This window comes from Staphylococcus sp. CoH_129_LAB_1 (assembly GCF_058191515.1).
Genome location: NZ_JBXWKZ010000030.1, coordinates 17,853 through 29,124 on the forward strand (window position 1 = coordinate 17,853; position 11,272 = coordinate 29,124).

13 protein-coding genes and 1 pseudogene are annotated in these 11,272 nt (G+C 31.5%); 7 read left to right on the top strand and 7 right to left on the bottom strand.

Translation table 11 applies throughout. The features are described from left to right. Nucleotides 1-31 precede the first annotated feature (31 nt). Nucleotides 32-223 (bottom strand): hypothetical protein, encoded by a 192-nt coding sequence (locus AC2FB1_RS09010; RefSeq protein WP_490674892.1) that lies wholly within the window; start codon nt 221-223, stop codon nt 32-34. 239 nt (nt 224-462) lie between these two features. On the opposite strand from AC2FB1_RS09010, the gene rpsF reads away from it, so the two are divergent. The 4 genes from rpsF (at nt 463) to AC2FB1_RS09030 (ending at nt 2,766) form a co-directional block, all read left to right on the top strand. Further along, nucleotides 463-759 carry a 30S ribosomal protein S6 gene (rpsF, locus tag AC2FB1_RS09015; protein ID WP_002447961.1) on the top strand — a complete coding sequence of 99 codons (297 nt, stop codon included), beginning with the start codon at nt 463-465 and terminating at the stop codon, nt 757-759. 21 nt (nt 760-780) lie between these two features. Continuing rightward, complete coding sequence (gene ssb, locus AC2FB1_RS09020; RefSeq protein ID WP_064206912.1) at nt 781-1,293, top strand: single-stranded DNA-binding protein; 513 nt, start codon at nt 781-783, stop codon at nt 1,291-1,293. A 41-nt stretch (nt 1,294-1,334) separates the two neighbouring features. Then, on the top strand, nt 1,335-1,577 hold the full coding sequence (rpsR, locus tag AC2FB1_RS09025; RefSeq protein ID WP_002447994.1) for a 30S ribosomal protein S18: 243 nt from the start codon (nt 1,335-1,337) through the stop codon (nt 1,575-1,577). Between the two features lie 187 nt (nt 1,578-1,764). Then, a complete protein-coding gene (locus tag AC2FB1_RS09030) occupies nt 1,765-2,766 on the top strand; it encodes a hypothetical protein (RefSeq protein ID WP_490674894.1) in 1,002 nt (333 codons plus the stop codon). 56 nt (nt 2,767-2,822) lie between these two features. Here the strand turns inward: AC2FB1_RS09030 and AC2FB1_RS09035 are convergent. Further along, nucleotides 2,823-3,014, bottom strand: a pseudogene (locus tag AC2FB1_RS09035) (XRE family transcriptional regulator). A 211-nt stretch (nt 3,015-3,225) separates the two neighbouring features. Between AC2FB1_RS09035 and AC2FB1_RS09040 the strand changes: the two are divergent. Further along, complete coding sequence (locus AC2FB1_RS09040) at nt 3,226-3,474, top strand: GlsB/YeaQ/YmgE family stress response membrane protein (RefSeq protein WP_490674895.1); 249 nt, start codon at nt 3,226-3,228, stop codon at nt 3,472-3,474. 302 nt (nt 3,475-3,776) lie between these two features. Next, nucleotides 3,777-4,355 (top strand): histidine phosphatase family protein, encoded by a 579-nt coding sequence (locus tag AC2FB1_RS09045; RefSeq protein WP_490674897.1) that lies wholly within the window; start codon nt 3,777-3,779, stop codon nt 4,353-4,355. Between the two features lie 144 nt (nt 4,356-4,499). Here the strand turns inward: AC2FB1_RS09045 and AC2FB1_RS09050 are convergent, their stop codons facing one another. The 4 genes from AC2FB1_RS09050 to AC2FB1_RS09065 form a co-directional block, all read right to left on the bottom strand. Beyond that, on the bottom strand, nt 4,500-5,129 hold the full coding sequence (locus AC2FB1_RS09050) for an NDxxF motif lipoprotein (protein WP_490674898.1): 630 nt from the start codon (nt 5,127-5,129) through the stop codon (nt 4,500-4,502). Between the two features lie 249 nt (nt 5,130-5,378). Next, nucleotides 5,379-6,902 (bottom strand): alkyl hydroperoxide reductase subunit F, encoded by a 1,524-nt coding sequence (gene ahpF / locus AC2FB1_RS09055; RefSeq protein WP_490674899.1) that lies wholly within the window; start codon nt 6,900-6,902, stop codon nt 5,379-5,381. Between the two features lie 14 nt (nt 6,903-6,916). Further along, nucleotides 6,917-7,486, bottom strand: a complete 570-nt coding sequence (gene ahpC / locus AC2FB1_RS09060; RefSeq protein ID WP_002447989.1) for an alkyl hydroperoxide reductase subunit C — start codon at nt 7,484-7,486, stop codon at nt 6,917-6,919. A gap of 402 nt (nt 7,487-7,888) precedes the next feature. Then, nucleotides 7,889-8,668 (bottom strand): 2-keto-4-pentenoate hydratase, encoded by a 780-nt coding sequence (locus AC2FB1_RS09065; protein ID WP_490674900.1) that lies wholly within the window; start codon nt 8,666-8,668, stop codon nt 7,889-7,891. A 155-nt stretch (nt 8,669-8,823) separates the two neighbouring features. Between AC2FB1_RS09065 and AC2FB1_RS09070 the strand changes: the two genes are divergently transcribed. Then, entirely contained in the window at nt 8,824-9,579 is a 756-nt protein-coding gene (locus tag AC2FB1_RS09070) for an NADPH-dependent oxidoreductase (protein WP_490674902.1), read from the top strand. 133 nt (nt 9,580-9,712) lie between these two features. On the opposite strand, the gene AC2FB1_RS09075 is transcribed toward AC2FB1_RS09070, so the two are convergent. Beyond that, nucleotides 9,713-11,104 (bottom strand): L-cystine transporter, encoded by a 1,392-nt coding sequence (locus tag AC2FB1_RS09075; RefSeq protein WP_490674903.1) that lies wholly within the window; start codon nt 11,102-11,104, stop codon nt 9,713-9,715. Between the last annotated feature and the right edge of the window lie 168 nt (nt 11,105-11,272).

Genomic DNA, 11,272 nt, shown 5'->3' on the forward strand with positions numbered 1-11,272 from the left:
GCTTTTTTGATGTATAGAGATAGGTTATATCTTAAAAAAACGGTATAACTTTACTTGCTTTAATAATATCTTTGGTGCTAAAAAACTGTTTACCTTCTCCAGTATAAGCAGGCTCAAGAATCATATTGGCTTTTGCGCAATATAGCCATTCTGGATTGATACCGCAATTTAAGACTTCTTGAAATTCTTGAAAATCTTTATCCCAATCCAAATCTAATTGCATGTTTTACACCTCGAAGTCATTATAGAACTTCTCTTCCGCTTTGGAAAGGTATTTTTTTCGATTTTATTATGAATTAGCACAAAAATATGTAGCGATAGGAATAAAATAATTAGATGATTATTTATTGTAAAAAGTAATCAACTATGCTATAATTTTTGATTGTGAGTAATGAAAATTATTCCTTGCCTATTAATAAAATTTGATAGGCCGCATAGACCACAAGGAGGTGCAATTATAAAATGAGAACATATGAAATTATGTATGTCGTACGTCCTAACATTGAAGAAGATGCTAAAAAAGCAGTTGTTGAACGCTTTAACGGTATCTTAGCTTCAGAAGGATCAGAAGTTTTAGAAGAAAAAGACTGGGGTAAACGCCGTCTTGCTTATGAAATTGAAGATTTCAAAGAAGGTTTCTACTTCATCGTACGCATTAAAACAGATAATAATAGAGCTACAGACGAATTCCAACGTTTAGCTAAAATCAATGACGATATTATCCGTTATATCGTTATCCGTGAAGACCAAGATAAGTAATAATTAAATGGGGGCGTTGAAATGATAAATCGAGTTGTATTAGTAGGTCGTTTAACTAAGGATCCAGAATACAGAAGTACTCCCTCAGGCGTAAGTGTAGCGACATTTACTCTAGCAGTTAACCGTACTTTCACGAATGCTCAAGGGGAACGCGAAGCTGACTTTATTAATGTTGTTGTATTTAGAAGACAAGCAGAAAACGTAAATAACTATCTGTCAAAAGGTAGTCTAGCTGGCGTTGATGGTCGCATACAATCGCGCAGTTATGAAAATCAAGAAGGTCGTCGTATATTTGTTACTGAAGTTGTAGCGGATAGTGTTCAATTCCTTGAACCTAAAAATGCTCAAGGTGGACAACGTAATCAAGGAAACAATGATTTTCAAGATTATGGCCAAGGATTTGGTGGTTCACAATCAGGACAAAACACATCTTATAATAATAACAATCGTGCATCAAATAATAATCAATCAGATAATCCATTTGCAAATGCAAATGGCCCAATTGATATTAGTGATGATGACTTACCATTCTAATGAAAGAATGAGATTAAAATTATAAAAGGAGGTAATTAACCATGGCAGGTGGACCTAGAAGAGGCGGACGTCGTCGTAAAAAAGTATGCTATTTCACAGCAAATGGTATTACACATATTGACTATAAAGACACTGAATTATTAAAACGTTTTATCTCAGAACGCGGTAAAATTTTACCACGTCGTGTAACTGGTACTTCAGCTAAATATCAACGTATGTTGACTACAGCTATTAAACGTGCTCGTCATATGGCTTTATTACCATATGTTAAAGATGAAAACTAATATATAATTAGTGTTAAACCTCGTAAGCTTAAGACTTACGGGGTTATTTTTATATTTCAGTAATAAAACGGTAAAATAAAAATTTGATTATCAAAAAGTAATAAATTTAAAATATGTTGTGTAATATCGTTAATAATTTTAATTTAAAATGTTATCATTTAAATAGAATACATAAGGAGTTTTGATAATGAGAGGAAAATATTTATTAGCAGGTATTACAGTATCAACTTTACTTTTGGGAGCATGTGATTTAAACATTCATTTACCTGGTGGAAATAATGATGAATCAGAAAATTCTGAAACAAATAAGGAAAAAAATAAAAATAATAATGATACTACAACATCTAACGATTCAAAGAAGAAGAATGATTCAAATGACTCAAATACTAACGATGAGCCCATTGATAATACTTCAAGTGTAGATTCCTCGGATACACAAGACAAAAACGATAACGATAATATTAATAATAACAATACCGAAGATGATTCATCAACTGATAATAATACGGGTGAAGAGCAATCATCTTCTCAAGATAATGATACGCAAGCTCAAAATGACCCAAGCGCTATCCAAGATGAGGAAAATTCGAATGAAGATAATCAATCTAGCGATGCTCAGTCAGACTCAGTTGACACATCAAGCGATGACCTTACTCCTAATCAAGCTGAAGATGTTGTTTATGATTGGTATAAAAATCAAGGCTATGGCAATCGTTTAAGAAATGAATTTAAATATAATCCTAGTAAAAGCACTGATGATATGTATTATATAGACTATGCAGCAAGTGATGCATATGGTACTGGAACACCTTATGTAGCTATTGTAGATAAACATACAGGTAGTATCGTTGATAATTATAATAATATGACAGATGAAGAAAAAGCTAAGAGAAAGCAAATGAATGAAAGTAGATTAGAACAAAGTAATCGACAACGAAATAATAATAATGTTCAAAATAGTGAAATGAAGAGTGATAATGAAGCACAAAATGTATCTTCTAATGAAGAAGAACAAAATAATATGCAATCTGATACTCAAATAGATGATGAGTCGTCTAATCAATCCGAGAACAACCATTTAACCTCAACAGATACTTCTACACAAAATAAAGAAGAACCCACAACTTCCCAAACAGATAACAATGAACAAGCACAACAAAATAATGAAGGTACAGATACTAAAGAATAAAAATAAGGGAACAAGACACTGTATTCAAATGAATAGTCTTGTTCCCTTAAAGTTGTTTATAATCGAATCTCTAGATTGTCAAATTGTTGTTGATATTCTTTATACTTACTTTTAACTAGAACTTGATAAGATGTATCGAAATAATCAGCAAGAATCATCGCATCTTTAAACTTTGGTTCATGTTGATGATCTTCCTATTCATATAATTGATGTGGCTCGTAATGTGTGCCAAATCTTTTGTTTAAAATTTCAGTTAGTTCTTTATGTGAAAATAGGTAATATTTTTACTAGTTATACATTTTTCAGCACTAATTGAATAAATATTGATATTAAAATATGTGAATATTATTTAGTTGATTTCGTTATAAAACATAAATTTTTTTAAATATGTATGTTTATAAATATTAAGTAAGTGGTAAGTATAAGGAGCAAACAAAAAATATAAGGAGTAATCTAACTATGAGCTTTATTATTATGATAATAGTTGGTGGATTAATCGGTTGGATTGCTGGCATGATTATGGGTAAAGATATCCCTGGTGGTATCTTAGGTAATATTATTGCTGGTTTAATCGGTTCATTCATTGGTAGTAGATTGTTAGGTACTTGGGGTCCTGTATGGGGCGGAGTACCAATTTTCCCAGCATTAATCGGTGCAATTATTCTTATTTTCATTGTTTCTTTAATCTTAAAAGCAATCAAAAAATAAGAATAGTTATTTAGAAAGAGCCTAAGACATAATTAAATGTCTTAGGCATTTTTTATATATTGAATTCACAAAAAGAGGGTGACGTCGGGTTAAGGCGTCACCCAGGAGTATTATGTTCATGAATATAAAAGACTTGTAGTTATTTAATAACTACATATTGATAGTATCATGCAATATAAATAATGACAATCATAAAATCTTAAATTATTTAAAAAATATAATTTGTATTATTAGTCAACTTTATTCATTTTCATTCGTTTAATATTTAGTATAATAGGTTGAAAAGGGAGATAAAATATAACATGAATTTATATCTTGTTCGACATGGAGAATCGCAATCTAATTACGATAATAAATACAATCGAGCATACTATTGTGGTCAGTTAGATGTTCCTTTAACTGAAAAGGGTATTGAAAGTGCAAAAAACTTAAAAACGTATTTTTATAATATAACAGTTGATAACGTGTATGTATCAGATTTAACAAGAACGAAAGAAACATATCAATATATATTCCCTTATAATGTTCCAACTACATTTACCTCGTTATTACGTGAACGTTCATTAGGTATTTTTGAAGGTCAATTTAAAGATAAACTCATGAAGAATAGTATATATCATCGTTACTTTCATGATTCAAACTATAAAGATTTTCGACACAGTTTTATTCAAAACGCGCCTGAAGGGGAAAGTTATAATGATGTTTATCTTAGAGTGACGCAATTTTTTGAAATGATTCAACTTCAAGAAGATAAAACAATAGTCATTATCGCACATCAGGTGGTGATACGCTGTATTATGGTTTACTTTGGGTATATAGATAAAGAAAAAGCGTTAACTAAAATAATTGAAAATTGTAAACCATATCTTATTAAGGTATAAAAAAGCTCCCTTCAATGTTTTCATTTTTTAATGTCTACTTTGAAGGGAGTATATCACTTATCGTCTCAGTTTTTTATTTATTGGAAATCATTGTTAACAGAGTGAGAGAATATATTCAATACGAATTCTGTCCCTTTTCTTATTTTATTTATCAAAAACGTCTGTTGTGATACCTTTCTTATTTAAGAAAGCTTTGATTTTATCTTGTTGCTTCCCATTCACGTCTCCAGCATAATGAGTAGGAACATCTACCACGTTAATTGTATTTTGAGGTTGGTAATTTAGTTGCTCGATACTTTCATCAACATTTGCAATTGTACTATTTAAGGCATGAAAGTATTTAATAATACGATTTACATTATCTTTATAGCCGTCTGGCAATGTATTATTTTCGACGTATTTTTTAAAGTGTAAATCATTTTTAACAGCAATATTAGATAAATCACTAAGTTTTTTAGCCTGTTTATCAGTGATTTTTGTTTGCCCTGAACTTTGACGATCGATGTGACTTTGCATAATATATTTATTATCTAAAATGTCGCTATTAACATCTAGATATTTTTTGATTGCTTTGTTCGTTTCATCTTCAGTAAGTTTTTGATGTGATGTATTCGATGTGAAAATATCATTTTCAGTTAAGCTTTTAGCATGTTTCGGTGCATTAACGCCGTTACTTTGATTATGATTGTCATCATTATTATCATTATTAGGCGCACAAGCACTTAATATTAATAATAATGTTAAAAAACTACTAATAATCATACTCTTTTTCATAGATTTCAATAATCTCCTTTATTAGTAAACGTTTCTATTTAAGCATAATAATAGAGTATCACTTATAGAAACAGAATTGAATGTTTAAGACTTAAAATTAATATAAATCTATGAACAAATTGTGGCAATAAACATAAAAAAAGTAAATTAAAAAGCAGAGACGTTAATAAAACGACTCTGCTTAAAATGAAGATATTTAATAGGTTAAGTTTCTAAGTCTTAGTTTCATACAAAAAGTTAAACTATAAATTAATTTCTAATGATATAATCAAATGCACTCAATGCCGCGTTAGCACCTGAACCCATTGATATAATGATTTGTTTATATTTTTGATCAGTAACGTCACCAGCAGCAAAAATGCCAGGAACGTTTGTGTTATTTTCGCGATCCACAACGACTTCTCCGCGTTTATTTAATTCTACTGCGTCACCAATCCATTTTGTATTTGGCACAAGGCCAATTTGTACGAAGATACCATCTAAGCTTAATTCTTTCATTTCCCCAGATGACATATCTTCATAGCTTAAACCAGTAACATGATTTTCACCTAGAACTTCAGCAGTTCTAGCATTTGTGTGAATCTCAACATTCGGTAAAGAACGTAAACGCTCTTGTAATACTGTATCCGCTTTTAGTTCTGGAGCGAATTCAAATAATGAAACATGTTTAACTATTCCTGCTAAATCGATGGCTGCTTCAACACCTGAATTACCACCGCCGATAACTGCAACGTTTTTATTTTCAAATAAAGGTCCATCACAGTGAGGGCAGAATGCAACGCCTTTATTGATTAAACGATCTTCGCCAGGAATATTTAATTTACGCCAACTTGCACCAGTTGAAATAATAGCAGTTTTACTTTCAAGAACTGCATCATTTTCTAAAGTTACTCGGATAGCTTTATCAGTTTTTTCAATTTTAGTTGCACGAATACCAGTCATAGCATCAATATCATATTCTTCGATATGTGCAGCTAAATTAGAAGAGAATTCTGAACCAGTGGTTTGTTTAACAGTAATAAAGTTTTCGATACCAGCTGTATCGTTAACTTGGCCACCAATTCTATCTGCGACAATACCAGTGCGTAAACCTTTACGAGCAGTATAAATTGCAGCACTACCACTTGCTGGCCCACCACCGATGATTAATACATCGTATGGATCTTTATCTTCGTATTCTGAAGCATCTTGTGTACTGCCAAGTTTTGATAAAATATCAGAAATTGTCATACGACCATTACCGAATTCTTCACCATCTAAAAATACAGCAGGGACTGCCATGATATCCTTAGATTCTTCGCGGAATACAGCACCATCAATCATTGTATGAGTGATATTTGGATTAATTACACTCATTAAGTTTAATGCTTGAACTACATCTGGACATTTTTGACAAGTTAAACTTACATAAGTTTCAAAATTGTAGTTACCTTCAAGACCTTTAATTTGATCAATGATTGATTGTTTTTCTTTAGGCGCACGACCACTTACTTGTAAAATGGCAAGCACAAGTGAGTTAAACTCATGACCTAAGGGAATACCAGCAAATGTGATACCAGTATCTTCTTCAGGTTTACTTACTTGAAAACTTGGTGTGCGTTTTAATTCTTTTTCAACGATTGTAATATGATCTGTCATCTCAGCGATTTCATCTAATAAATCTTTTAGTTCTTTAGATTTATCATCAGAGCCAATACTTGCTCTAAATTCTACATCGCCTTCCATAAGTTGCAATAATTGTTGTAATTGTTGTTTTAAATCAGCATTAAGCATACTTAAATGCCTCCTTAAATTTTACCCACTAAGTCTAATCCTGGTTGTAATGATTCAGAACCTTCTTCCCATTTTGCTGGGCAAACTTCACCTGGATGTTGACGTACGTATTGTGCGGCTTTGATTTTATTTACTAATGTACTTGCATCACGGCCAATACCATCTGCATTAATTTCTGCTGCTTGAACTACACCATCAGGGTCAACGATAAATGTACCACGTTGTGCCAAACCAGCTTCTTCATCTAATACATCGAAGTTACGAGTGATGATTTGAGAAGGGTCACCAATCATAGTGTATTGGATTTTGCTGATTGCGTCTGAATGATCGTGCCAAGCTTTGTGTACGAAATGAGTATCAGTTGAAACTGAAAATACATTAACACCTAAATCTTGTAATTGGCTATATTGGTTTTGTAAATCTTCTAATTCAGTTGGACATACGAAAGAGAAGTCAGCTGGATAGAAGCAAACAACGCTCCAAGAACCTTTTAAATCATCTTGGCTTACTTCTTTGAATTCATCATTTTTAGGATCATATGCTTGAGCTGTGAAAGGTAAGATTTCTTTATTGATTAAAGACATAACTTAAATTCCTCCTGATTTATCGAATATTAATTAGAATTACATAATAATCATTGCTTATTTATAATAATTCTAATCTCTTGATTCATATTATTACATGTAGATTTTATTTCGTCAACATAATACACTTAAAAGTAAGAAAAACAATATGAAGCACTGATATAACAAGGTTTATATAAAATATATTAGCTTTTTTAAGATATTGTGAGGTTTATTTTTTTTAAATAAAAAATGTAAATTGTAAATAAACATACATCTTTTTTGATTAAGTTTATTCTCAACTAAATGAAAGTATTTGATAATGAAAGTCTAAAAAATAGATTAAAACTCTCTTCAAGTCACGCTATGAAACGTATCATTTTGAAGAGAGTATCGAATATGTTCAATATTATTTTATTAAAATCAGTCTTTGACTTCTACTTTTACGCTTCCTACATTCTCATATTTAGCAATATAAGTACCTTTTTCTAAATGTAGTGGTGAAATAAATGTACCTGAAGAAATAAATTGACCTTTTTTTAAACATTTTCCGTGTGAATGTAATTTTTTATTTAACCATTTTATTGATTCAATAGGATTTCCGAGTACGTCGCTAGAGTGTCCTGTTTCAATTTCTTGATCATTTTTAAATAATTTTAAGTTGATATCAGCAAATGATTTGTAATCAAGAGGTGTCACTCTTTTTCCAACTACAATTAAACCTGTTGCAGTATTATCTGAAATTAAATCTGATAAAGTAAAGTTAGGGAACCAATCTTTATATCGCGCGTCAGGAATTTCAATGCCTGGAGCTACTTTTATGCTTTCTAAGATGGTTTGAACATCTGCATTCTCTGGTAAGTCTGCAGTTAATTCAAAAATAAGTTCAGGTTCAAGTAATGGATCAAATAATGTTGATAATGATATAGAATTACCACCTTCGACCACTTGAGTAGATAAAATAGTACCGTATGCAGGCTCATTTGTATTAGCAATGGCTTGAGTAGCTTCACTTGTCATACTTACTTTGTAACCATTAACTTCTGATTTTTGCTTGGTTTTTAATTGATTAATGAGATCATCCTGCGTGTGATAGGCTTCTACTTCATTTAGTTCAAAAGAGGAACTGATAAAATCAATCGGTTTTTTTGATATAAAAGCTTGATATAAGGCTGTTGAAACTTCTTCGTTAGCGTGAGGCATAGTATCTCTCCTTTGATATCTGAAAATTGTCATTATTATGATAACTTTAATTTGTTTAGCATGCAAATCTTAATTTAAAATAAAGGGCAATTTTGAAGAAAATTAAAACATAAATTGTTAACATATATTAAGTAATTAAAAAAGGAGTGGACTTAATGTCAGATTATGTTTACGAATTAGCTAAAAAGCATCATTCAGTTCGAAAATTTAAAAATCAACCTTTAAGTGAAGATATTGTTAGAAAGTTAGTTGAAGCAGGGCAAAGTGCTTCAACATCTAGTTATTTACAAACGTATTCTATTATTGGAGTAGAAGATCCAGAAATTAAAGCACAGCTAAAAGAAGTATCAGGCCAACACTATGTAGTAGACAATGGTTATTTATTTGTATTTGTTTTGGATTACTATCGTCATAGTCTTATTAATGAAGATGTGGAACAACCTATGGAGACGTCATTTGAATCAGCTGAAGGCTTGCTCGTTGGTGCCATTGATGTTGCATTAGTATCAGAAAATATTGCTTTAGCAGCTGAAGATATGGGCTATGGCATTGTATACTTAGGTTCGCTTCGCAATGATGTTGGACGTGTACGTGAGATTTTAGACTTACCTGAATATGCCTTCCCTTTATTTGGTATGGCTGTAGGGGAGCCAGCTGAGGATGAAAATGGATCACCAAAACCACGTTTACCTTTTGAACATATCTTCCATAAAAATGTCTATAATAGCAATAAAGCACAACAAAAAGAAACATTAAATGCTTATGATCAAATGGTTAGTAACTATTATAAAGAACGTACAAATGGTGTAAGAAATGAAACTTGGTCTCAACAAGTTGCTGGATTTTTAAGTGGGAAAGCACGATTAGATATGTTAGAGCAATTAAATAAATCTGGACTAATGAAAAGATAAAATAAAACCAAAAAGAGAGAAGATTGGAAATAGCATTGATACAAGAACGTTTTTAATTCCGTCCGGTATCGATTGACAACATATTAAGAAATGCCTGGGACGTGATTAGTTGTCCCAGGCATTTCTCTTTGTTTTATGATTCTGAGGATAATTCTCCATAGTGATTAGAATTAAATTTTTCTTTATCTAAATTGCCTGTTAATCGAGCAGTGCCAGTACCAGCTAACATTGAATCATTTACATTTAGAGCAGTACGGCCCATGTCAATAATTGGTTCAATAGAAATTAATACACCGGCTAACGCTACTGGTAAATTTAAAGTTGATAATACAAGAATTGAAGCGAAAGTTGCACCGCCACCAACACCAGCTACACCAAATGAACTGATAACTACAACGCCAATTAGTGTAAGAATGAATGGTATATCTATGTCAACATGAGCAACAGGAGCAACCATAATAGCAAGCATTGCTGGATAAATACCAGCACATCCATTTTGGCCAATAGACAAACCGAATGAAGCAGAGAAGTTTGCAATACCTTCAGGTACTCCTAAACGTTGCGTTTGAGTTTGCACATTTAAAGGAAGCGATCCTGCGCTTGAACGTGATGTAAATGCAAAAATGAGTACTTCAAGTGTTTTCTTGACATAACGAATAGGATTGATTCCCATCATCGCTAAAATAATTAAATGAATACCATACATTGTAAGTAAAGCTGCATAAGATGCAATCATGAATTTACCTAATGTCCAAATTGCTGCAAAATCACTTGTAGCAATTGTAGAAGCCATAATTGCGATAATTCCATAAGGAGTTAATCTTAAAACAAAAGTAACAATTGACATGATGAGTGCGTAGATAGCATCAATGCCACGTTTTAATAAACTCCCATTCTCAGGCTGTTTACGTGCAACACGTAAATATGCAAATCCTACAAAAATAGCAAATATTACTACTGCAATAGTTGAAGTTGTTCTCTGACCAGTAAAATCTAAGAAAGGATTACTTGGTAATAACTCAAGAATTTGTTGTGGTAGTGTATTCGCTGTAAGATGTTTCGCTTCACTACTAATCTCGTTACCTCGTGCATGTTCTGCACTACCTAAATCGATACTTGAAGCATCAAGACCAAATACAATGGCATAAAAAATACCTACAATGGCTGCAATAGCGACAGTACCAATTAGAAACATAAAAATATAAGAACCTATCTTAGCAAATTTATCACCAATCTGTATTTTACTAAATGCTGAAACAATAGAAATAAATATAAGAGGCATAACAATCATTTGTAATAATGTCACATAGCCATCGCCAACGATGCTAAACCAATCAGTTGTAGTTTCAAGTACTTTAGAATTAACACCATAAATAAGATGTAGAATTACTCCATATATAATGCCTAATCCTAGAGCTGTAAATACTCGTTTGGGGAATGATACATGTTTTTTAGACATAATGAATAGACCGATAATGAAAATAACCATTACGACAATATTAATAACTGAAAATAACGTTCCCATATAATGAATCTCCTTTTATTAATTTAAATCCGACACATTTAATAAGGATAGTATTAAATATATAATAATTCAATACTTTAAATAAAATAGTTAATTCAATATTTTTACATATTAATAGTGAATAGATACTAATAAATATTAAAACAAAAAAAGAGGACCGAAGTATTT

Coding starts and splice junctions, on each gene's coding strand:
- AC2FB1_RS09010 (WP_490674892.1), bottom strand. CDS start 223: ATGCAATTAGATTTGGATTGGGATAAAGATTTTCAAGAATTTCAAGAA.
- rpsF (WP_002447961.1), top strand. CDS start 463: ATGAGAACATATGAAATTATGTATGTCGTACGTCCTAACATTGAAGAA.
- ssb (WP_064206912.1), top strand. CDS start 781: ATGATAAATCGAGTTGTATTAGTAGGTCGTTTAACTAAGGATCCAGAA.
- rpsR (WP_002447994.1), top strand. CDS start 1,335: ATGGCAGGTGGACCTAGAAGAGGCGGACGTCGTCGTAAAAAAGTATGC.
- AC2FB1_RS09030 (WP_490674894.1), top strand. CDS start 1,765: ATGAGAGGAAAATATTTATTAGCAGGTATTACAGTATCAACTTTACTT.
- AC2FB1_RS09040 (WP_490674895.1), top strand. CDS start 3,226: ATGAGCTTTATTATTATGATAATAGTTGGTGGATTAATCGGTTGGATT.
- AC2FB1_RS09045 (WP_490674897.1), top strand. CDS start 3,777: ATGAATTTATATCTTGTTCGACATGGAGAATCGCAATCTAATTACGAT.
- AC2FB1_RS09050 (WP_490674898.1), bottom strand. CDS start 5,129: ATGAAAAAGAGTATGATTATTAGTAGTTTTTTAACATTATTATTAATA.
- ahpF (WP_490674899.1), bottom strand. CDS start 6,902: ATGCTTAATGCTGATTTAAAACAACAATTACAACAATTATTGCAACTT.
- ahpC (WP_002447989.1), bottom strand. CDS start 7,486: ATGTCTTTAATCAATAAAGAAATCTTACCTTTCACAGCTCAAGCATAT.
- AC2FB1_RS09065 (WP_490674900.1), bottom strand. CDS start 8,668: ATGCCTCACGCTAACGAAGAAGTTTCAACAGCCTTATATCAAGCTTTT.
- AC2FB1_RS09070 (WP_490674902.1), top strand. CDS start 8,824: ATGTCAGATTATGTTTACGAATTAGCTAAAAAGCATCATTCAGTTCGA.
- AC2FB1_RS09075 (WP_490674903.1), bottom strand. CDS start 11,104: ATGGGAACGTTATTTTCAGTTATTAATATTGTCGTAATGGTTATTTTC.